A 22,480-nucleotide genomic window follows, 5' to 3' on the forward strand; every position below is an offset into this window, starting at 1 on the left:
GGATGTCGACCATGACCAGCCGAACCGATGCACCAGAGGGCTTCCTTTCGATCCGGAGCCTGACCAAGCGCTATGGCGACTTCGTCGCGGTCGACAATCTCGATCTCGAGGTGCCGAAGGGCGAGCTCGTCGCCTTCCTCGGCCCCTCGGGCTGCGGCAAGACGACTTCGCTGAGAATGATCGCGGGCCTCGTGCCCGCGACCTCCGGACGGATCGTCGTCGGCGGCAGCGACCTGACCGAGGTCGCGACGCATCGGCGCGACATGGGTCTGGTCTTCCAGAGCTATGCGCTGTTCCCGCACATGAGCGTGGCGCGCAACGTCGCCTTCGGCCTCGAGATGCGCAACGTCGACAAGGGCGAGATCGCCAAGCGGGTGAAGGAGGCGATCGCGCTCGTCCACCTCACCGGCAAGGAGGAGCACCGGCCGGCCCAGCTCTCCGGCGGCCAGCAGCAGCGCGTGGCGCTGGCGCGTGCGCTCGTCATCCGTCCCTCGATCCTGCTCCTCGACGAGCCGCTCTCCAATCTCGATGCCAAGCTGCGCGACGAGATGCGCAACGAGATCCGCGACATCCAGAAGCGCCTCGGCATCACTGCGATCTTCGTGACGCATGATCAGGTCGAGGCGCTGACCATGTGCGACAAGGTCGTGGTGATGAATCAGGGCCGGCTCGAACAACTCGGAACCCCGGTCGAACTCTATGAGACGCCGAAGACGGCCTTCGTCGCGAGCTTCGTCGGCCGCAGCAATCGCCTGACGGCGGTCGCCCGCAATGGCGCGGCCGAGTTCGCAGGCCAGCGCATAGCCGCTCCCGCCGGCCTCGAGGGGCCGGTGCAGGTGATGATCCGCCCGCATCGCCTCGGGCTTTCGCCGGACTCTCCTGCAGCCGCGGATTCCGCGCGCCAGCACGTTTCGGGCACCGTCGCCCGCGCGATCTTCGCCGGCGACATCCTGCAATATGACGTCGATGTCGGTGGCCAGATCGTCTCGGTCGAGCTCGCGACCCGCGGCGGCGAGAGCGTGATCGAGCCGGGCCGCCCGGTGACCCTGTCCTGGCGGCCGCAGGACATCTTCGTCTACGGAGCGGCAGCATGAGCGCCGTCGCGCCAGCCGCAGCGATGGCGGCCCCGATGCCGGCCGCGGAGCGGAGCAGCGGCCTGCCGCTCGTCGTGCTGCTGCTCCTGCCGATCGCGCTCGTGAACGCCTTCGGCTTCCTCGCACCCGTCTTCAACCTCCTGCGCATGTCGTTCTACGAGTCGCAGGCGACGGGCGCGATGGTCGAGGTCTATACGCTCGCGACCTGGGCCTMGGTGCTGCGTGACAGCTTCTACGCCGAGCTCATTCTCAACAGCATCCTGGTCAGCCTCGGCATCACGCTGATGACGCTGGTCTGCTCCTATCCGATCGCGCTCTATCTTCATCGCTCCAGCGGCACATGGCGCACGATCCTGCTCGTGCTGGTGATCTCGCCGCTGCTGACTTCGGCGGTGGTGCGGACCTATGGCTGGGTCGCGATCCTCTCGGAGAACGGACTCGTCAACAATGCGCTCGGTGCCATCCGCATCGCGCCGCTCAAGCTGATGTTCAACAAGACCGGCGTGGTGATCGGGCTGACCGAGATCCTGATGCCCTACATGATCCTCGCGCTGCTTGCCGGCTTCGGCCGGCTCGATCCGCGTGTCGAGGAGGCCGCCTCAACGCTCGGTGCGCCGCCCTGGAAGGTGTTTCGCCATATCGTCGTGCCGCTGACCCTGCCGGGCATCGCGTTGGGCTCGCTCCTTTGCTTCGTGCTGGCCGTCTCATCCTTCATCACGCCGAAGCTCCTCGGTGGCGGCCGTGTCTTCCTGCTTGCGACCGAAATCTACGACCAGGCCATCGTGACGCTGAACTGGCCGCTCGCCGCGACGCTCTCGATCCTCGTGCTCGTCATCTTCGGCGGTGCTCTCGTGCTCTACACCCGCGCCCTGCGCGCCATCATGTGAGGGGAGGACATCATGGACGAACGCCCGATTTCTCCCGCCCTGAAGATCCTCGCCGGTGCGATGTTCATCTTTCTGCTGGCCCCGCTGATCGTCGTCGTACCGATCTCGTTCTCCGGCGACAGCTACATGATGTTCCCGCCTTCGAGCTGGAGCACCAAATGGTACCCGGCGATCTTCGCGGACGGAAAGATGGTCTCCGCTTTCTGGACGAGCCTGTTGCTCGCCTTCGTGGTGACCGTGCTCAGCCTGCTGATCGGCCTGCCCGCGGCCTATGCCCTGGTCAGGCTCAAGCCGCGCGGCGCGGAATTCCTGTCGAGCCTGTTCACCGCGCCGCTGCTGCTGCCGACGATCGTGCTCGGCCTGGCGATCCTGATCGTGTTTTCCGGATATGGCCTACTCGCGACCTTCCAGGGTCTCGTTGCAGCGCATCTGGTCGTGACCTTGCCCTACGCCATTCGCGTGCTCTCGACCGCTCTCGCCACCCTGCCGATCCCGGTCGAGGAAGCGGCCGCGACGCTCGGCGCCTCGCCGCTGACGGTGTTTCGGCGCGTCACCCTGCCGATGATGCGCTCGGGCATCGTCGGCACCACGGCGCTCTGCTTCCTCGTCTCCTTCGACGAGGTCGTGCTCTCGCTCTTCATGACCGGCCCCCGCATCTCGACGCTACCGGTTGCGATGTATCACCGCGTCGAACAGCAGGCCGATCCGCTGGTCGCGGCCTTGTCCGTGCTGCTCGTCGTGCTCACGCTCGTCGTCGTTCTCGTTGTCGACCGGACCTCCGGCCTCGCCAAGACCTTTGTCAAATGAACACCTTGGTCGCATCAGGACTGCCGGACAAAGGAAGCCGCATGGTCTCGAGCTGTCGTGAAGCAGGCCGCTAGCCCGGCCGAACACTGAAGGCGGTCGGGCAGGGCCCGCCGCCGCGCCGAAACGCCCACTCTTCGAACCTGGCCTGCTCGCGGCGCGAGCGGGAACCCTGGAGCTTTGCCTGATGGAACAGGATATCCGCATCGCCGTCGACATCGGCGGCACCTTCACCGATATCGAGATCCTCGATGCCGGTACCGGCGCGATCCACCAGATCAAGACCCCGAGTACACCGAAGGATCCGTCCGTCGGCCTCCTCACCGGCATCCGCCAAGCGTCGGAGCGCTTCGGTTTCCCGCTGGAGGCAGTGCAATACCTGCTGCACGGTACCACGATCGCGACGAACGCCGTGCTGGAACGCAAGCTGCCACTCGGGGCAGTGGTCACCACGGCGGGCTTCGAAGACGTGATGCAGATCGGCCGGCACGGCCGCAAGGACGTCTACGCGATCACCCTGGAGCAGCCGGAGCCGCTGGTCGCCCGCCGCTTCTGCTTCGGTGTCGAAGAGCGCGTCGGTGCAGACGGGCGGATCATTACTCCGCTGCATGAGGACGGCGTTCGCAGGATCGCGTCCGAAATCGCCAGTGCCGGCGTCAGGTCGGTCGCGGTCTGCCTGCTGCACGCCTATGCCAATCCGGCCCATGAGCGGCGCGTTGGAGAGATCCTGTCTGACTTGCTGCCGGGCGTCGCCATCTCACTCGCCAGCGACATCTCGCCCGAGATCCGCGAATATGAACGCATGTCGACCACGGCGCTGAACGCGCTGCTGGTGCCGATCGTCCAGAGCTATACCGACCGTCTCGCCGGGCGCCTCGCCGAGGAGGTGCCGCAGACGCAGGTCTACCTCGTCCAGTCCAATGGTGGTGTGTCCGGCCTGGCCAAGGCCGGGCGTGAGCCCGCCCGCCTGCTGCTCTCCGGCCCCAGCGGCGGTGCCGCGGCCGCCAGGCGCCTGTCGGCCGAGCTCGGCGAGCCCAATCTCGTCGCGGTCGACATGGGTGGGACCTCGTTCGACGTCTCCGTGGTCCATGACGGCGTGGTCTCGATGGTCAATGAGGGGGAGGTCGATGGCCTGCCTGTGCGGCTGCCGATGATCGAGATGCGCACCATCGGCGCCGGCGGCGGCTCGATCGCCTGGGTCGATGACGGCAATCGCCTGCGCATCGGCCCGCACAGCGCCGGAGCCGACCCTGGCCCGGCCTGTTACGGCAAGGGTGGTACCGCGCTCACCGTGACCGACGCCAATCTCCTGCTCGGTCGGCTCGACGGCAAGAGCTTCATGGGCGGGGCGATGCCGCTCGACCGTGAGGCCGCGCGGCGCGCTGCCGAAACCGTGGCGGCGCCGCTCGGGCTCTCCGTCGACAGGACCGCGGCCGGCGTCATCGACGTCGCGAATTCGGCGCTGGCCATGGCGATCCGGCTCTCGCTCTTCGAGAAGGGGCTCGACCCCGAGGATTTCGCCATGCTGTCCTTCGGCGGTGCCGGTGGTGTCCATGCCTGCGAGGTGGCGGAGGAACTCGGCATCCGCCGTGTCATCTTCCCCGCCCATGCCTCGACGCTCTCGGCCTGGGGCATCCTCTGGTCCGATATCGCCCATGATCTCGGCGCCACGCAGATCGGCCTCTTCGATGAACTCGCGCCGGGCCTGGAAGCGACCGCGTCCCGCCTTGTCACGGAGGCGGAAGMGCTGCTCGCCGAGGACGGTGTCGCGCCCGCGGCACGCCGTTTCGAATGGGCCGTCGACCTGCGCTATGCCGGTCAGGCCTTCGACCTGCGTGTGCCGCTGGACGAGGCTGATTTCTCGGCCGCAGGTGTCGCCAAGGCGAGTGCCGCCTTCCACGCCCTGCACAAGCAGCGCTTTTCCTATGACGAGCCCGAGGTCCGGGTCGAAATCGTCGCCCTGCGCCTAAAGGCAGTAGGAGCGCTGGCCAAGCCCGTGCCGGCGCGCCAGGCCGCCGGCTCCGCGAAACCGGCCGCACAGTCGCGCCCGGTCCATGGCCGGGGAGCGGCAGTCGACACCCCGGTCTGGGAGCGCGATGCGATCGGTACTACCGATCCCGTCAGCGGCCCGGCCGTCGTCGAAGAGCCCTACACCTCGATCTACCTGCCGGCCGGCTGGAACATCGTCACCCATTCCGCCGGCGCCCTGATCGCCGACCGCATCACCGCGCAGTGAGGCCCGACACCATGAGCGACATTTTGAAGGGCATCGACCCCGTCCGCCTCGAAGTCATCCGCAATGCGCTGGTCGCTGCGGCCGAGGAAATGAGCATCACGATCTGGCGCACCAGCCGCTCGACCGTGGTTCGCGAAATCCTGGATTTCTCGACCGCCGTCTTCGATGCGCAAGGCCGCAACATCGCCCAGTCCGCGCGCATCCCGGTTCACCTGAACTCGATGTCGGACTGCCTGCGCACGATCCTCGATCGCTTCATTCCACTCGACCAGTGGAACGACGGCGATGTCATCGTCACCAATGATCCCTATTCCGGCGGCCAGCATCTGCCTGACATCCAGACCTTCCGGCCGGTTTTCGTTGATGGCGAGCGGGTCGGCATCGTCGGTACGCTCTGCCACCATGTCGATGTCGGCGGCGGTGCGGCCGGCAGCTACTATGCCAATGCGACGGAGGTCTTCCAGGAAGGCATCCGCATCCCGCCGCTGCGCCTCGTCGACAGAGGCGTGCTCAACACCGGCGTCTTCGAGATGCTGCTGCACAATGTGCGCCAGCCCGACGAGACGCGCGGCGACCTCAACGCGCAGATTGCCGCACTCGGCATCGGCGAGCGGGCCGTGGCGCGCATGGCCCGCAAATACGGCTCCGCCTCGCTCGCAGCCGCAATGTCGGCCATCCTCGACGGCTCCGAGCGCATGGTGCGCGCCGCGCTGAAGGCGCTTCCCGACAGCGAATCCTCCTTCGTCGAACTGGTCGATGATGATGGCCAGTCGGAAGAGCCGATCCGCCTTGCGGTGAAGATCATCAAGCGCGGCGAGACCATCACGCTCGATTTTGAGAGGTCGAGCCCGCAGGTGAAGGGGCCGGTCAACAACACCCCCGCCATGACCTGCTCGGCCGTCTACTACGCGCTGCTGGCGGCACTCGGCGGCGAGATCCCGGCCAATTCCGGCTGCTATCGCGCCGTCACCGTGAAGCTGCCGGAAGGCAGCGTGGTCAACGCGGTCTTCCCGGCGCCCGTCGCCGGCCGCATGGTCGTCAACCATCGCATCGCGACCGCCGTCTTCGGCGCGCTGGCGCAGATCATGCCGGAGCGCATCCCGGCTGCCTATTACGCGATCTCCTATGTCTACGCGCTGCAGACGACGAACCCGAAGGGCAAGCGCCAGGTCTATTTCGACATTGAGGTTGGCGGTTGGGGCGGACATGCCAGAGGCGACGGCGCGAGCGCGCTCTCCTGTGGCCTGCACAACAATACCAATGCCCCGATCGAGATGGTCGAGGCCAAGTACCCGGTGACCTTCACCAGATACGGGCTCATTCCCGACTCCGGCGGCGCCGGTGAATTCCGTGGCGGGCTGGGCCTCGTGCGGGAATGGCGATTGGACGCGGCCGAGGGCTCGCTCTCGACCAATTTCGAGCGTTTCCGGCATGCGCCCTATGGCATTGGCGGCGGAGAGCCCGGTTCGCTCAGCCGCACCACCGTGACGCGCGCGGACGGCTCGAAACTTTCTCTCCAATCCAAGGTCTCGGGCATCCCGTTGAAGGCCGGCGACACCGTCACCATCGAGACATCCGGGGGCGGCGGGTTCGGCGATCCGGCGCGGCGCGATCCGAAGCGCCTCGCCAAGGACCTCTCCGACGGGCTGGTGACGCCGAAGGCCGCGTCCCGGTTCTACGGCGCCGAACAGGACAAGGAGGAGGCGGCATGAACACGCAGAGTTCCGCCGACGGCGTTCAGATGACGCTCGCCCAGGTCGAGGCGCTGACGCGGCGCGTGCTGCTCGCCTGCGGGGTCGATCCGCGCAACGAAGCACCGATCACGGCTTCCGTCGTCGCGGCGGAGGCCGAAGGCGTGCATAGCCACGGCCTCGCGCGCCTGCCGACCTATTGCGAACACGCCCGCGTCGGCAAGATCGACGGGAAGGCGCGCCCCGTGCTCGATAGCCCGAAGCCGGGCCTGGTCCGCATCGATGCCAAGGGCGGCTTTGCCCATCCGGCGATCGATTTCGGCCTGCCGGCTTTGTGCGAGGCGGCAAAGGCCCAGGGCATCGCCGCGCTCGCCGTCACCAACTCCTATAATTGCGGCGTGGTCGGCTATCATGTCGAACGCATCGCGCAGAATGGCTTGCTGGCCCTGGCCTTCGTCAACGCTCCGGCCTCGATCGCGCCGGCGGGCGGTGCCAGGCCGGTCTTCGGCACCAATCCGATCGCCTTTGCGGTGCCACGTGCGGGGCGCGAGCCGTTGGTGCTCGACCAATCCTCCAGCGTCGTCGCCAAGAGCGAAATCGTCGTCCACCAGCAGCGCGGCGAGGCGATCCCGCTCGGCTGGGCGTTGGACAGGGAAGGCAATCCGACGACCGATCCCAAGGCGGCGCTTGCCGGCGGTTCGATGGTCCCGTCCGGCGGCTACAAGGGCGCGGGCCTCGCCTTGATCGTCGAGATCTTCGCAGCCTGGCTGACCGGCGCCAGTCTCTCGATCGATGCGTCCTCCTTCGCGGATAATCTCGGTGGCTCCCCACGCACCGGCCAGTTTTTCATCGCGATCGACCCTGGCGAACTGGTGGGCGAGGGCGCTTCGTCCCGCCTCGAGCGCCTGTTCGATGCGGTGGCCGGTCAGCCCGGCGCCCGCCTGCCGGGCGAGCGTCGCGCCGGCGCCCGCACACGCACGGCGACCGACGGCATCATCATTTCGCGCAAGCTCTTCGACACGATCGAGGCCTACGCCAGACCGGCATAGGCTCTGCATGGGGGTGGCGCGGCTTGCGCTCCGGCACGGCCGCTCCCACACTCGTACGGGCAGGATCCGGGGGACAGCTTGATGACATACCGCGTCACGGTCGGAGGGCATGTCCACGTCTTTGCCGATCTGAAGCAGTTGATGGCGAAGGCGACGCCACTGCGTTCCGGCGACATGCTGGCCGGCATCGCCGCCGCCAGCATGGAAGAGAACATGGCGGCGAAGATCGCGCTCGCCGACCTGCCCCTGCGAACCTTTCTCAATGAGGCGCTGGTGCCTTACGAGGAGGACGAGGTCACCCGCCTGATTCTCGATACCCATGATGCGGCCGCCTTCGCGCCGATCGCGTCGCAGACGGTCGGCGAGTTCCGAGACTGGCTCTGCGCGGAGAAGGCGACGCCGGAGGTCCTGGCCGCTATCGCACCCGGCGTGACGCCCGAAATGGCAGCCGCCGTTTCCAAGCTGATGCGGAACCAGGATCTCATCCTGGTTGCCCGCAAATGCCGGGTCGTCACGCGCTTTCGCGACACGATCGGCCTGCCCGGCACGATGGCCGTGCGCCTCCAGCCGAACCACCCGACTGACGATGCCGCCGGCATCCTCGCCTCGACGATCGACGGGCTGCTCTATGGCTGTGGCGATGCCGTGATCGGCATCAACCCGGCGTCCGATTCCCTGCCGGTGCTCGGTGATCTCGTCCGCCTGCTCGACGAGTTGATCCACCGCTTCGACATTCCCACGCAAAGCTGCGTGCTGACCCATGTCACCAGTGCGATCGCGCTGATCGGGCAGGGCGCGCCGGTCGATCTCGTCTTCCAATCCGTCGCCGGCACGCAGAAGGCCAATGAATCCTTCGGTATTTCGCTGTCTGTGCTCCAGGAAGGCCTGGAGGCCGGGCGTTCGCTGAAGCGTGGCACAATCGGCGACAACGTGATGTATTTCGAGACCGGACAGGGCTCCGCGCTCTCGGCCGACGCCCATCACGGCGTCGACCAGCAGACGCTGGAAGCGCGGGCCTATGCCGTCTGCCGGCCCTTCGAGCCGCTGCTGGTGAACACCGTCGTCGGCTTCATCGGTCCGGAATACCTCTATGACGGCAAGCAGATCATCCGCGCCGGACTGGAGGATCATTTCTGCGGCAAGCTGATGGGCGTGCCGCTCGGATGCGACGTCTGCTACACCAACCATGCCGAGGCCGATCAGGACGACATGGACACGCTTCTGACCCTGCTCGGCACGGCCGGGGTCAATTTCGTCATGGGCGTGCCCGGCGCCGATGACGTCATGCTGAATTACCAGTCCACCTCCTTCCACGACCAACTCTATGTCCGCGAAGTGCTCGGGCTGCGACGCGCACCCGAGTTCGAGGCCTGGCTGCGACGCATGGACATCACGGATGAGGCCGGGCGGTTGAGCAGCGGGCGGGGTGGGCAAGCCTTGCTGGCGGCCATGCAGGGGCAGGCGGCGTGAGCGGCGACGACATGCTCCCGGCCGACGAGCGCTGGGCCGCGCTGACGCGGCTGACGCCGGCCCGCATTGCGCTCGGCCGCGCGGGTGCTTCCTTGCCGACGCGCGAGGTCCTGCGCTTCGGCCTCGCCCATGCGCAGGCACGCGACGCGGTTCATATTCCGTTCCGCTCCGACGAGGTCGCGGCCGAACTCGCAGCGCTCTCGCTGGAGACGGTGCAGGTTGAGAGCGCCGCACCCTCGCGCGATCTCTATCTGCGGCGGCCCGATCTCGGGCGGCGTCTCTCTCCCGAGGCGCAGGCGATGCTGCAGGCCCGACGCGGTGCGTTCGATTTCGCCTTCGTCGTCGCCGATGGCCTGTCCTCGACGGCAGTCCAGCAGAATGCGGCGCCGCTCATCGCAGCCATGCTGCCGTTGCTGCAGCGCCAGGGGCTGACACTCGCGCCGGTCGTGATTGCGAGCCAGGCACGCGTCGCGCTGGGCGACGAGGCGGCTGAGGCACTGGGCGCACGCCTCGTCGCGGTGCTGATCGGCGAGCGACCCGGTCTGTCTTCGCCGGACTCGCTTGGCGCCTATCTCACCTTCGCGCCGCGACGCGGCCTCAGCGATGCCACGCGCAACTGCGTCTCGAACATCCGCCCGGGTGGGCTCTCCTTCGAACACGCGGCCTTCAAGCTCGCCTGGCTCATGCGGGAAGCGCTCCGGCGTTCGCTGACAGGCGTCGAGCTCAAGGACGAGAGCGAGCCTGCATTGGAGGCGGGTGAGACGGCGACCAGGCCTTCGATCACGACGGGATGAATCCGTCTTGATGCCGACCTCATCGCGACTCTGCCGCAACCTCGAGCCGCCCCCCTGCATGCCCCAGCCAGGCTGACCGCAGATTCCTGCGCGGCGAGGACGTCAACGTCGTCGGGCATCGTCCCGGATCATCTGGGCACCCTTTTCAGCGATCATCATCGTCGGGGCGGCCGTATTGCCCGAGGTGATGCGCGGCATGGCGGAAGCGTCGATGACGCGCAAGCCCTCGACACCGCGCAGGCGCAGGCGTTCGTCGAGCACGGCGCCGGCATCGTCGTCTCGTCCCATCCTGGCGGTTCCGGCCGGGTGGAAGATCGTCGTGCCGAGCCGGCCTGCCGCCTCCAGAAGCTCCGCATCCGACGTCACCGAGGGACCAGGCACATGTTCCTGGGGCTTGAATCGTGCGAGCGGCTGCTGCGCGACGATCCGGCGCGCGAGCTTCAGCGCATCGACCGCGACCTGCTTGTCCTCATCCGTTGCGAGATAGTTCGGCGAGATCGCGGGAGCGTCGCTCGCGTCGGGGCTCTTCAGATGCACGCTGCCACGGCTCGAAGGTCTCAGGTTGCAGACACTGGCGGTGAAGGCGCCGAACGGGTGCAGCCCGTCGCCCCATTTGTCGAGCGAAAGCGGCTGGAAATGGAATTCGAGATTGGCCGTGGCGTAATCCGGCGAGGATTTGGCGAAGGCTCCGACCTGCGAGGGCGCCATGGTCAGCGGCCCGGTGCGCAGCGCCGCATATTCCAGCGCCATCAGCGGCCTGCGCCAGAGTTTGGCATAGTCGCTGTTGAGCGTGCGCACGCCTTCCACCTTGTAGACGGGCCTGATCTGCAAATGGTCCTGAAGGTTCTCGCCGACGCCCGGCAGATGGCGCCGCGTCTCGATGCCCAGAGCCTGGAGCCTTTCGCCGTCGCCAATGCCTGATCGCTCGAGAATGGCAGGTGAGCCGACTGCGCCGGCGCTCAGCACAACCTCGCCACTCACGTCCACCCGCAGCTTCTCGCCCTGATGGATGAATTCGACCGCGCGGGCGCGGCCCTTCTCGATGATGATGCGCTCGACCAGCACATGGGTTTCCAGCCGGATATTGGAGCGGCCAAGCGCCGGAACCAGGAAGGCGCGATAGGAACTCACCCGCCGGCCGCGCTTCTGGTTGACCTGAAAATAGGCCGAGCCCTCATTGTCGCCGGTGTTGAAGTCGTCGATCTTGGCGATGCCCGCCGCTTGTGCCGCATCCCGGACGGCATCGAGAATGGCCCAGCGCACGCGCGGGTTCTCGACGCGCCATTCACCGCCGGAGCGATGCAATCCGCCGGCCGGCGGCGCGATATGGTCCTCGTGCTTCAGGAAATAGGGCAGTACGTCGTCCCAGCTCCAGCCCTGCAGGCCGAGTTGCCGCCAGCCGTCGTAATCGGCCGCCTGGCCGCGCATGTAGATCATCGCATTGATCGCCGAACAGCCGCCGACGACCTTGCCGCGCGGATAGGCGAGCGCCCGCCCGCCCAGCCCCGCCTGCGGCTCGGTCTGGAACAGCCAATCGGCACGCGGATTGCCGATCGCGTAGAGATAGCCGACCGGGACGTGGAACCAGATCCAGTCGTCCATGCCACCGGCTTCCAGCACGAGCACGCGCTTGGATGGATCGGCCGAGAGCCGGTTCGCGAGCAGGCAGCCCGCCGAGCCCGCACCGATCACGACATAGTCGAAGGTGCCGATATTCCTGCGATCAGACATGGCATCCTGCTGGCAAAGGGGAGGCGTGGGCTTTGCCACCTTTCGGGAGCGGCGCCCGAACCATCGGGAAGACCGAAGGAAAAGCCAAGCCCCGGGGCAAGGGCGCGCATGCGTCTTTAGTTCTGATTGTGCCAGTCCTGTGCTGCCTGGCTCAGATGGGCCGAGAGCAGGGCGACGGCACGCGGGCGATCCCCCGCTGCCAAAGCGTCGAGGATGGCGAGATGATCCTCGCAGGACTGTTTGATCTGGTCAGGCGTCAATTGCGGGAAGTCGACGAACTGATGCATGCGCCGCAGGGCATTCTGGCGCTTGACCGCCTGCAGGAAGAAGCGGTTGCGTGACCATGAGGCGAGCGTCTCATGGAATTCCGCATTCACCTGGAACCACATGTCCGGCGCGATCTCGGAGGCGGGCTTGCGCATCAGCGCCTCATGCGCATTGCGCATCCGTTCGAGCGCGGCGCCATCGATGCGGTAGTCGGGTTGGCTGAGCGCCGCGGTCTCGACCGCCTCGCGGAAGGCATAGCTCTCGAGGATAGCCTGCGGGTTATCGAGGCTTTCCGAGAACTGCCAGCCATGGCCGCGCTGGCGCTGGACGATTCCTTCCGCGGAGAGGCGCAGCAAGGCGCGCCGCAGATCGCCGCGCGACGCGCCGAAATGCACAAGCAACGCGTTCTCCGTCACCGATAGCGGGATCAGGCCCGAGGCGCGGTCGTTCAGGATCTTCCGGTAGAGCTCCGCGCCGCCGGCAGCGTCATTGCTGCATTCCGCGACGACCGCGGCATCGATCGGGCGGTTGAGCTTGAAGCCCGAGCCGAGTTCCCGCCGCAGAATGCCGCGTTCGCTGAGATCAATCAGGGCGCGGCGCACAGGCGTTCGTGAAACACCGAGGCGAGCGGCCAGTGGCTTTTCCCCGACCGGGGCATCGACCGCCCATCCTTCGTCCCGACCGAGCCGCAGGATGTCACCAATGATTTCGCGATGCAGTCCGCTCGACACGTGGGCGTCTCCGAAGCTTCCCTTTCTTGCCATTGACAATAAGGTTTGGCGATGGTCCAGTGTATATAACTGCAATAAAAAACACAGAGCCTGTGGATGATTGCACCATTTCCCTTCGTCTCGGTATCTGGGTCGCCTTACGAGCGAGGGCGGCAACATGGTGCGGCGGTGACAGATCGCGTGCATCGCAGCGCACGGTTCTACGCAGGCCAGCTCGACAGGCTCGGATCGAAGCCAGGTGAACGTGAAGCGTTGATCGCCGAGTTCAGCCGGGGAATTGCTGCCTTCGACGAGGCCTATCTCGAGGAAATGCGCGGCATCGCCGACGGGGCCGGGCTCGACCTCTCGGCGATCATCATGATCAATGCACGGACGGAGATCGTCGCCAAGGCGCGCCTCCTTGCCTCCCGCCCCATCGATGAGGACGATGAGGAGGAGGAGGAGAAGATGGCCGATGGCTGCACCGGCGCCATCATCCTGCCGGAGCGAAGCTGGAGCGGGGGCATCATCCAGGGCCAGAACTGGGACTGGCAGCCGGAATGCGCGGAAACCGCGATCGTGTTGCGCGTGCACCGGCAGGATGGGCCCGATCTGCTCACTTTCGTCGAGGCGGGCGGCCTCGGTCGTCACGGCATGAACGAAGCCGGCATCTGCGTGACCGGCAATTATCTGCGCAGTGATCGCGACTACCGCCAGGAAGGCGTTCCGCTCGCCTTGGTGCGCCGCAAGGCACTGGAGCAGGAGCACCTGGCACTGGCGATGAAGGTAGTGGCGACCACGCCGAAGGCCTGTTCGACCAATATGATGCTGAGCCAGGACCGGGGCTTTGCCATCGACCTCGAATGCGCCCCGGACGAGGCCTTTCCGGTCTACCCGGAAGATGGGCTCATCGTGCACGCGAACCACTGGATCAGTCCGGTCGCGCTTGCCAAGCTACGCGATACCGGCTTCGGCTCACCCGACAGTCACTACCGCGACTGGCGTGTCAGGCGATTGCTGACCGAGCCGCAGCGTTTCCTGACACGGGAGGATCTGAAGGCCGCGCTCTTCGACGATTTCCTGTCGCCCTATGCCGTCTGTCGCCCGCCACGAGCCGGAGCGACCGGCGATTTGACGGCGAGCGTCGCGATGATCGTGATGGAGCCCGGGCTCGGCATCATGGAGGTGGCGCCGCTGCCCGCGCTCAACCGGCACTTCACCCGCTACAGCCTTTCCGGCGATCCGGTCGCCGTCGCGGCTGCGGCCTGACACGGGGATTGGGAGGTCCTTGCTCATGAGACGTGCTTCACGAACGCGCATTGCGACGATGGCGCTGCTCGCGGCACTGTCGAGTGCTCCGGTGGCGGCGCAAACCCTGACCATCGCCCTCAGGGCCGATATTCGCGGCACGAATCCGGGCGTCAATCGCGACGACGACAGCGACGCGGTGACCCTCCACATGGTCGAAGGGCTGGTCGCCTATCGCGAAGGCGGCACCGTCGGGCCCATGCTGGCGGAGAAGGTCGAGACTTCACCGGATGGGTTGAGCTACACCTTCGAACTGCGCAAGGGACTGACCTTCCACAACGGTGCGCCGCTGACCGCCGCGGACGTCGTCTGGAGCTGGCAGCGCTATATGGACCCGAAAACGGAATGGCGTTGCCTTGCCGATTTCGACGGCCGCAGCGGGCTCAAGGTCGAAGCGGTCGAAGCCGTGTCGCCAACCACCGTGCGAATGCGCATCAACGAGCCCAACGCGCTCTTCCTGTTCTCGCTGGCGCGCACCGATTGCGGCAGCGCCGCGGTAATCCATAAGGATTCATTGAATCCTGACGGTTCGTGGAAAGCACCGGTCGGAACCGGCCCGTTCAAGTTCGGCGAGTGGCGTCGCGGCCAGCAGATCAGCCTGACGCGCTTCGATGGCTACCAGTCGCTGCCTGGCGGCCTCGACGGCTTTGCCGGCAGCAAGCGGCCGCTCGTTCCGGAGGTCAGGTTCCTGGTCGTCCCGGATGCAGCCTCGGTGAAGGCCGGCCTGATCGCAGGCCAGATCGACATTGCCGAAGTGCTGGGCTCTGATGTCTCCGAGCTGAAGAAGGCTCCCGGCATAACGGTCCAGACCGCGACCACGGCAGCGCGCCATGCACTGCTCTTCCAGACCAACGACCCGGTCTTCAGGATGCCGGCGATGCGCCAGGCGCTTGCGGCGGCCATCGATTTCAGCCAGCTCGTCGCGATCGTCTCCGATCTCGGCGTGCAGCCGAACAACTCCACGATCCACGCCAAGTCGGCCTATCACAGCGACGTGCAGAACCTCTCGCACGGCTACGATCCGGCGCGTGCGAAGAAGCTTCTCACCGAGGCCGGCTACAAGGGCGAGCGGCTGAAGATCACCACCAATAACCGTAAATCGGCGCCAAGCTTCAACATCGCAGTCGTGCTGCAGTCGATGTTCCAGGCCGTCGGCGTCAACTCGGACATCGATGTCGTGGAGTGGGCGACCCATATGGATCGCTTCCTCAAGGGCAATTACCAGCTGATGGTGCATTCCTACTCGGCGCGGCTCGACCCGGCGCTGAGCTTCGAGCATTTCACCGGGCCGAAGGCGGACCAGCCCCGCAAGGTCTGGGATGACCCCGCTGTGATTGCGCTGCTCGACAAGGCCTCGAAGATCGAGAGCCCGGCCGAGCGTCAGAAGATCTTCGACGAACTGCACAAGCGGATGATCGACGACGTGCCGCTGGTGATGCTGTTCAACTCGATCGAAGCCTGGGCCTCGACGGCGCGCGTCTCCGGCTTCGTGCCGTGGGAGTCGCGCGCGCGGGCCTGGGAGGTTGCGATCAAGTCCTGAAGAGCCGATGCATCAATCGATGCTGAGCAGGGCTGTCGCGATGGTCGCGAAGACCAGGTCGATCTCGCCTTCCGAGACGATGAGCGGCGGCGACAGCACGATCGTGTCGCCCGACCCGCGCACCAGCACGCCGGCCTCATAGCAGGCCTTGGCGCAGGCCGCTCCGCGCGCGCYGGGCTGCCCTGGCCGCGGTGTCAGCTCCACGGCGCCGAGCAGGCCGATGCTGCGGATGTCGGCAACATGCGGGGAGCCCTTGAGCGCCAGCGCACGCTCCTGCCAATGCGTGCTTGCCGCCTTTGCGCGCGCCACGATGCCCTGTTCGGCAAAGACATCGAGCGTGGCGAGCCCAGCGGCACAAGCGAGCGGGTGAGCCGAATAGGTATAGCCGTGGAACAGCTCGATCACCTCGGGCGGGCCGGCCATGAAGGCATCATAGACCGTATTCGAGACGATGACGCCGCCCATCGGCACCGCGCCATTGGTCATGCCCTTGGCGCAGGTGATGAGATCGGGCGTCACGCCGAACGCCTGCGCCGCGAATGGGGTGCCGAGGCGTCCAAAGCCCGTGATGACCTCGTCGAAGATCAGGAGCACGCCATGCTTGTCGCAGATCGCGCGCAGGCGCTCGAGATAACCCTTCGGCGGCGGATAGACGCCGCCCGAGCCGGTCACCGGCTCGACGATGACGGCAGCGACGCTGGCCGGATCGTTCATCTCGAGCACGCGCTCGAGTTCCTCGGCATAGGCCGCGCCGGTGTCCGGCTGGCCGCGCGAGAACGCCATGCCGGCATCATAGGGCAGGGCGAGATGGGCGACTTCCGGCAGCAGCGGGCCAAAGCCGCGCTTGTGCCGGCCGAGGCCTGCCACGGACAGCCCGCCAAAACCCATGCCGTGATAGCCCTTGGCCCGGCCGATCAGCTTGGTGCGGCGCGCATCGCCGCGCGCATGGTGATAGGCGCGTGCGATCTTGAGCGCGGTATCGACCGCCTCGGAGCCGGAATTGACGAAGAAGACGTGATCGAGCCCCTCGGGCGCGAAATCGCACAGCCGTGCCGCATAGGTCTGCGCGGCAGGATGGCTCATCTTGAACGAAGAGACGAAATCGAGGCGCCCAGCCGCCTCACGGATCGCCTCGACGATGCGCTGCTGGCCGTGGCCGGCATTGACGCACCAGAGGCCTGCCATCGCGTCGAGGACCTGGCGCCCCTCGGGAGTGAAGTAGTGCATGCCCTCGGCGCGCTCGAACAGCATCGGCTCCTGCTTGAAGCCGCGCATCGGCGTGAACGGCATCCAGAAGGCGTCCGGAGCGTTGCTGCGGTCGGTTTCGCTACGAAGGGCGGTGGCTGGCATGAAGCGATCCTCGGGCGGGGGCGATCCCATCACGGGCGCGCCATTGGCGAGAGGCGATACTGTCTTTATTCCGTACGAAAGACAATATMACTTCACATGCCTTGCTAGCCGGCCGTGGGCGGCGGTTGCCGGACTCTCCGCTTGAGTTCGCTGGCGCGCTGCAAATGCCGGCGCATCAGGACCGAGGCGATTTCCCGGTCTCCGGCTTGCAGGCGTTCGAGGATCTCGATGTGCTCGGTGCAGCTGACCTGGACCCGTTCGGTGCCGGAGCCCCAATCATAGTTGGAGAGCCGTCGCATCTGGTTTTCTCGGCGGATGGCGGAGTGGATGAAGCGGTTGCCCGATGCGGCCGCGAGGCCTTCGTGAAAGGCCGCGTTCATCTCGTAGAAGGCGACACTGGAGGACTCGCGCCAGGGCTGGGTGAGGGTGTGGCGGTGCCGCCTCAGCATCTCCACCGCCCAGTGCTCGTCGAGGCGAAAGCCAGGTTCGAGAAAACCCATGGGCTCGAGCAGCATCCGGAAGCGATAGCGCTCCATTCGCAGTGACGAATCCGAGGATTCATGCAGGAAGCGCCAGCCATAGCCTGGCTTGCGCTCCACCATCTCCAGCTCGGCCAGGCGCTTCAGGGTGCGCTGGATTTCCGGTCGCGCCATCTCGTATCGGCGCATCAGCTCCAGCTCGGAAACGTCATCGCCAAGCGCGCCGCTCTCGCGGTCGCGTGCGATCCTGACCAGAGCGAGGTCGGTCTCGTCGGGCGAGCCGGCACTGTCTGCCGGAAGCGGAAGCGCGCTGACCAGTTCGACGCCCTTGTTGGGGTGACGAAGCACGATTCCCTGGCCTTCGAGATGGCTGAGCGCCGCCCGAACCGGGGTCCGCGAGACATTCAGGCGCTTGGCCAGATTATTTTCGTTGAGCCATRCGCCCGCYGCGAGACCATCCTCGCGCGCCAGTTGGATGATGCGCTCGGCCAGATCCTGCTGGAGCCGGGTCGGTTCGGCCATGAATTTCCTCTTGATTGTCTTACTGCGTGATGAAATACATTAACTGTTAGCCGGGCGCCAGAGCCGGCGCGGAGATTTGGTCCATGGTTGAGCCCTTTCCATTCATCGATGTTTCGGGATCGCCCTATGAGCGCGGCCGGCAGCATGGCGCCGCGGTCCCCGCGCGCGTCAAGCGCAGCATCGAGCTCTATGGCGGCCAGCTCACCGAGCTCGGCTACGATGCCGTTGCCAAGTCGCGATTGATCGCCGAATTCGCCCGCGAGATCGAGGCTTTCGGCGCCCATTATGTCGAGGAGATGCGCGGCATAGCCGACGGTGCCGGCGTCACGCTCGAAGATATCGTGATGGTCAATGCCCGCACCGAAGTGATGGCCAAGGCACGGCTCGAGAAGGCCAAGCCGGTCGAGGCCGGCGAGGAGCTCGACGATGGTTGCACGGGCGCGGTCATTCTGCCCGAGCGCAGCGCGACGGGGGAACTCATCCACGGCCAGAACTGGGACTGGAAGGCGGAATGCGCCGAGACCGCCATCGTGCTGCGCGTGCGCCGCGATGACGGCCCGGATTTCCTGACCTTTGTCGAGGCGGGCGGTCTTGCTCGCTGCGGCATGAACGCCGCCGGCGTTTCGATCACCGCCAACTATCTGGAGTCCGAGCGCGACTTCACCCAGGCCGGCGTGCCGCTGGCGCTGATCCGGCGCAAGGTGCTGGAGCAGGAGCATTTCGCCATGGCGATGAAGGCCGTGGCGACGACGCCGAAGGCCTGCTCGAACAACATGATGCTCTCGACGGTCGCCGGCTTCGCCATCGACTTCGAATGCGCTCCGGACGAGGCCTTCCCGATCTACCCGAGTGATGGCCTGATCGTTCATGCCAACCATTGGGTCGGCTCGATCGCGCTCACCAAGATCAAGGACACTGGCATTCCGCGTGTGCCGGAGAGTTTCTACCGCGACTGGCGCGTCCGCAAGCTGCTCGACGATGCCGGCCGCAAGCTCAGCGTCGCCGATCTCAAGAATGCGTTCTTCGACGACTTCCTGTCGCCCTATGCCGTCTGCCGCCCGCCGCGCCCCAACGAGACCGGCAACCTCTCGGCCACTGTGTCGATGGTGATCATGCAGCCGGCGAAGGGCATCATGGAAGTGGCCCCGCTGCCGGCCCTGAACCGGCGGTTCACGCGCTACAGCCTGACTGACGATCCGGTGACGCTGGCCGAAGCCGCCGAGTGAGTTCTTTGCATGCGTCGGAGCCGTAGAGGGCGGCCCGACGCCATTCGCTAACAAAAATCAGGAGGGGATCGAACATGGCTTTCAAACCGATTGCAGCAGCAGCGCTTGCCAGTGCGGCAATGACCGCGCTGCTGGCAGGTCTCGGCCCGTCGCTCGCGGCGCCGACGAGCATTCGCGCGCATCTCAATGCCGATATCCGCAGCATCAATCCGGGTGTGAACCGGGACGACAATACCGACGCCGTCGTGCTGCATATGGTCGAGGGCCTCGTCGCCTATGGCGATGATGCCGAGGTCAAGCCGCTCCTTGCCGAGAAGGTCGCGCTGTCCGAGGACGGGCTGAGCTACACCTTCACACTGCGCAAGGGGGTGAAGTTCCACAATGGCGCGCCGCTGACGGCCGCCGACGTCGTCTGGAGCTGGAACCGCTACATGGACCCGAAGWCCGAATGGCGCTGCCTTTCGGAATTCGACGGGCGAGGGCGGGTCAAGGTCGAATCCGTAACGGCGCCGGATGCTTCGACGGTGGTGTTCGAGCTCGACAAGCCGAGCTCTCTCTTCCTTGCCAGCATCGCCCGCACCGATTGCGCCATGACCGGGATCATGCACAAGGATTCGGTGAAGGCGGATGGCAGTTTCGACAAGCCGATCGGCACCGGGCCATTCAGCTTCGGCGAATGGCGCCGCGGCGAATATATCCGGCTCGTGCGCAATGCCGACTACGCCAGCCTTCCCGGCAAGATCGATGGCTATACCGGCAGCAAGCGTCCGCTGGTGGATGAAGTCCGCTTCCTGATCGTACCTGACAGCTCCACCGCCAAGGCCGCATTGCTGCGCGGCGACATCGACGTCATCCCCGACGTCGCCAATGCTGAAGTCGGCGAGCTGCGCAAGAACCCCAAGGTCGAGGTCTCGCTCGTCTCGAACATGGGCTTGGTCGGCCTCTTGCTGCAGACCCGCGATCCGTTGCTGCAGAACCAGAAGCTGCGCCAGGCGATTGCCGCAGCGCTCGACGTCAACGAGATCGTCTCCGCCGTCACGGACGGCCTGGGCAAGCCGAACAATTCGATCGTCCCTGCGATGTCGTCCTATTACGGGCCGGTGCAGAAGCAGGGCTACAAGCACGATGTCGCGGCTGCCAAGAAGCTGCTTCAGGAAGCCGGCTACAAGGGCGAGCCGATCGTGATGCTGGCCAACAAGCGCTACCCGCAGAGCTTCGATTCCGCGGTGATCGCGCAGCAGATGCTGCAGGGTGCCGGCATCAATGTCTCGATCGAAGTGCTGGAATGGGCGACGCAGCTCGACCGCTACAGCAAGGGCAACTACCAGATGCAGGCCTTCCCCTATTCGGCCCGCCTCGACCCCGCACTGAGCTTCGAGTCGATCGCCGGTCCGAAGGCGACCCAGCCGCGCAAGGTCTGGGACGATCCGGACTCCCTCGCGCTGCTCGACAAGTCGATGGTGGTTTCGGACAAGGCCGAGCGCCAGAAGCTGTTCGACGAACTGCACACGCGCTTCATCGCCCAGGTGCCAATGGTCATGCTCTATAATGGGCTCGATGCCGGCGTCTATGCGAAGCGCGTGAAGGGCTACCAGTCCTCGATCCTGTCCAAGCCCAGACTCTGGGAAGTCAGCGTCACCGACTAAAGGTCCCCCGGCTCTCTCTCGGGTGCATCCTTGAGAATATGAGCTGCAATCAACTGCGAGAGGCGCGCAATGTCGCGCTTCTCGATGGCTTCGAGCATGGCGTGATGGTCACGGTCGCTGCGCAGCAGCGACTCGTGGGAGGCCCATACCGTGACGTTCGACCCGCGCCCGCGATCACGCAGGTTCCAGATCAGCTCCTCCAGCACGGGGTTGCCGCTGAGATGATACATCACTTCGTGAAATTCGGCGTTGACCCGGCTCTGGTCGGCGCGCGTGCCCTCGCGCACCGCCACGCCGAACTCCTCGGCGAGGCCACGAAGCGTCGAGAGGGTTGCCGGCGTCATCCGGCCAACGATTGCGGTCGCGACGGAGGTCTCGATCACGATCCTGACAGACCGGATATGGCGCAGGGTCTCTCGATCGATCTCGGCCACGCGGTAGCCCCGGTTGGGGACATGTTCGATCGCCTTGCGCACGACGAGTTCGTCGAGCGCGGTGCGAACATCAAAGCGCGTCGCGGCGAATTTCTGCTCGATGTCGATCTGGCGGAGCCATTCGCCGGAGCGGAACTGGCCGAGCTTGATCGCCTCGGCGATCTCGCCAGCCAGGGCGTGTTTCGATTTCGGCTTACGCTTCACGGTCGTCATCGTCATTCCCTAGCTCATCTCGCCGCGATTTCGCTACCGGGCGAAGCGACCGATCCAAGCTTGCCAGCCCGAATGCAACGTGCAACATAATTGGCGCCAATTTAAAAGCCAATAAAGGATATCCGATGGCTGCGATGACTGCGACGCGTGAAGCGCCCGAAGCCAAGAAGGCCGACAAGGCCGCCGCGCTCTACGACATGGACCGGACCACGGTCTTCGCCAGCCGGCACGATCCCCGCTTTGCCTATTGCCTCTACGTGCCGCCGTCAGTGGGGCAGGGCGGCGAGCCGCCGGCGCTGGTCGTCGCCATGCATGGCACCGGCCGCAGTTTCATCACCTATCGCGATGCCTTCACCGAGTTCGCGCGCTGGAACAACTGCATCGTGCTCGCGCCGCTCTTCCCGGTCGGGGTGCGGGGCGACGGCTATCGTGACGGCTTCAAGTACATGCGCGAAGCCGACATCCGCTACGATCACGAACTGCTTGCCATCGTCGATGAGGTCGGCGAGCGCTACAATCTCGACTTCAAGCGCTTTGCCCTGTTCGGATATTCCGGCGGCGGGCACTTCGCACATCGCTTCATGCTTCTGCATCCCGACCGCCTCTGGGCTGCCTGCATCGGAGCACCGGGTTCGGTCACGCTGCTCGATCCGACGCGCGACTGGTGGGTCGGCACGCGCAATTTCGCGGCGCTCTTCGGACAGGAGATCGACTTGGCGGCCCTCGCCAAGGTGCCGGTCCAGATGATCGTCGGCGCGGCCGATCTGGAGACCTGGGAGATCACCCACAAGGAAGGCGGCCGCAACTGGATGCCGGACGCCAACCATGCCGGCAAGACGCGCCCTGAGCGGCTCGCCAGCCTGCAGCGCTCCTTCGAAGCCGCAGGCGTGAAGGTGCGCTTCAATCTGGTGCCGAACATGCCGCATGACGGCGTCAAGGCTGTGCCGCGCGTCGAGGAATTCCTGGCGGAAACGCTGACCCGCCTGCGTGCAGATGCTGCGCCTCTCACCGTGCTGAAGGGGAAATGAA

At 65.9% G+C, this 22,480-nt stretch carries 18 protein-coding genes; 13 read left to right on the forward strand and 5 right to left on the reverse strand.

Features of this window, described 5'->3' with window-relative positions:
* Positions 1-11 precede the first annotated feature (11 nt).
* The 8 genes from AC1D34_RS08135 to eutC all read left to right on the forward strand — a co-directional run bounded on the left by AC1D34_RS08135 (position 12) and on the right by eutC (position 10,025).
* Positions 12-1,094, forward strand: coding sequence for an ABC transporter ATP-binding protein (locus AC1D34_RS08135; protein ID WP_476823967.1), 1,083 nt, complete (start codon positions 12-14; stop codon positions 1,092-1,094).
* Positions 1,091-1,981, forward strand: coding sequence for an ABC transporter permease (locus AC1D34_RS08140; RefSeq protein ID WP_476823968.1), 891 nt, complete (start codon positions 1,091-1,093; stop codon positions 1,979-1,981). Before AC1D34_RS08135 ends, AC1D34_RS08140 begins: the two co-directional genes overlap by 4 nt.
* A 12-nt stretch (positions 1,982-1,993) precedes the next feature.
* Positions 1,994-2,788 carry an ABC transporter permease gene (locus AC1D34_RS08145; RefSeq protein WP_441490856.1) on the forward strand — a complete coding sequence of 265 codons (795 nt, stop codon included), beginning with the start codon at positions 1,994-1,996 and terminating at the stop codon, positions 2,786-2,788.
* Positions 2,789-2,972: 184 nt separating this feature from the next.
* Positions 2,973-5,021, forward strand: coding sequence for a hydantoinase/oxoprolinase family protein (locus AC1D34_RS08150; RefSeq protein ID WP_476823969.1), 2,049 nt, complete (start codon positions 2,973-2,975; stop codon positions 5,019-5,021).
* A gap of 11 nt (positions 5,022-5,032) precedes the next feature.
* Positions 5,033-6,733 carry a hydantoinase B/oxoprolinase family protein gene (locus AC1D34_RS08155; RefSeq protein ID WP_476823970.1) on the forward strand — a complete coding sequence of 567 codons (1,701 nt, stop codon included), beginning with the start codon at positions 5,033-5,035 and terminating at the stop codon, positions 6,731-6,733.
* Entirely contained in the window at positions 6,730-7,761 is a 1,032-nt protein-coding gene (locus AC1D34_RS08160; RefSeq protein WP_441490853.1) for an Ldh family oxidoreductase, read from the forward strand. Before AC1D34_RS08155 ends, AC1D34_RS08160 begins: the two co-directional genes overlap by 4 nt.
* 81 nt (positions 7,762-7,842) lie before the next feature.
* Positions 7,843-9,231 carry an ethanolamine ammonia-lyase subunit EutB gene (locus tag AC1D34_RS08165; RefSeq protein ID WP_476823971.1) on the forward strand — a complete coding sequence of 463 codons (1,389 nt, stop codon included), beginning with the start codon at positions 7,843-7,845 and terminating at the stop codon, positions 9,229-9,231.
* An 11-nt stretch (positions 9,232-9,242) separates the two neighbouring features.
* Entirely contained in the window at positions 9,243-10,025 is a 783-nt protein-coding gene (eutC, locus tag AC1D34_RS08170; RefSeq protein WP_441491067.1) for an ethanolamine ammonia-lyase subunit EutC, read from the forward strand.
* Between the two features lie 102 nt (positions 10,026-10,127).
* Here the strand turns inward: eutC and AC1D34_RS08175 are convergent, their stop codons facing one another.
* Entirely contained in the window at positions 10,128-11,756 is a 1,629-nt protein-coding gene (locus tag AC1D34_RS08175; protein ID WP_476823972.1) for a GMC family oxidoreductase, read from the reverse strand.
* A 116-nt stretch (positions 11,757-11,872) separates the two neighbouring features.
* A complete protein-coding gene (locus tag AC1D34_RS08180; protein ID WP_476823973.1) occupies positions 11,873-12,940 on the reverse strand; it encodes a GntR family transcriptional regulator in 1,068 nt (355 codons plus the stop codon).
* On the opposite strand from AC1D34_RS08180, the gene AC1D34_RS08185 reads away from it, so the two are divergent.
* Both AC1D34_RS08185 and AC1D34_RS08190 read left to right on the forward strand, forming a co-directional pair.
* Positions 12,923-14,002 (forward strand): C45 family autoproteolytic acyltransferase/hydolase, encoded by a 1,080-nt coding sequence (locus AC1D34_RS08185; protein ID WP_476823974.1) that lies wholly within the window; start codon positions 12,923-12,925, stop codon positions 14,000-14,002. The genes AC1D34_RS08180 and AC1D34_RS08185 overlap by 18 nt on opposite strands.
* A gap of 25 nt (positions 14,003-14,027) precedes the next feature.
* Positions 14,028-15,581, forward strand: a complete 1,554-nt coding sequence (locus AC1D34_RS08190) for an ABC transporter substrate-binding protein (protein WP_441490848.1) — start codon at positions 14,028-14,030, stop codon at positions 15,579-15,581.
* 12 nt (positions 15,582-15,593) lie between these two features.
* Here the strand turns inward: AC1D34_RS08190 and aptA are convergent, their stop codons facing one another.
* On the reverse strand, positions 15,594-16,931 hold the full coding sequence (gene aptA / locus AC1D34_RS08195) for an omega-aminotransferase AptA (protein ID WP_476823975.1): 1,338 nt from the start codon (positions 16,929-16,931) through the stop codon (positions 15,594-15,596).
* A 104-nt stretch (positions 16,932-17,035) separates the two neighbouring features.
* Complete coding sequence (locus tag AC1D34_RS08200; RefSeq protein WP_476823976.1) at positions 17,036-17,932, reverse strand: GntR family transcriptional regulator; 897 nt, start codon at positions 17,930-17,932, stop codon at positions 17,036-17,038.
* Positions 17,933-18,015: 83 nt separating this feature from the next.
* Between AC1D34_RS08200 and AC1D34_RS08205 the strand changes: the two genes are divergently transcribed.
* Both AC1D34_RS08205 and AC1D34_RS08210 read left to right on the forward strand, forming a co-directional pair.
* A complete protein-coding gene (locus AC1D34_RS08205) occupies positions 18,016-19,158 on the forward strand; it encodes a C45 family autoproteolytic acyltransferase/hydolase (protein ID WP_441490845.1) in 1,143 nt (380 codons plus the stop codon).
* Between the two features lie 74 nt (positions 19,159-19,232).
* Positions 19,233-20,804: an ABC transporter substrate-binding protein gene (locus AC1D34_RS08210; protein WP_476823977.1), complete on the forward strand. Its 1,572-nt coding sequence runs from the start codon at positions 19,233-19,235 to the stop codon at positions 20,802-20,804.
* On the opposite strand, the gene AC1D34_RS08215 is transcribed toward AC1D34_RS08210, so the two are convergent.
* A complete protein-coding gene (locus tag AC1D34_RS08215; protein WP_069880967.1) occupies positions 20,801-21,457 on the reverse strand; it encodes a GntR family transcriptional regulator in 657 nt (218 codons plus the stop codon). The two genes, AC1D34_RS08210 and AC1D34_RS08215, sit on opposite strands and share 4 nt — an antisense overlap.
* Positions 21,458-21,585: 128 nt before the next feature.
* Between AC1D34_RS08215 and AC1D34_RS08220 the strand changes: the two genes are divergently transcribed.
* Positions 21,586-22,479 (forward strand): alpha/beta hydrolase family protein, encoded by an 894-nt coding sequence (locus AC1D34_RS08220; protein ID WP_441491066.1) that lies wholly within the window; start codon positions 21,586-21,588, stop codon positions 22,477-22,479.
* Position 22,480: the final 1 nt, after the last annotated feature.

The organism is Allobosea sp. P1_A7, assembly GCF_056406775.1.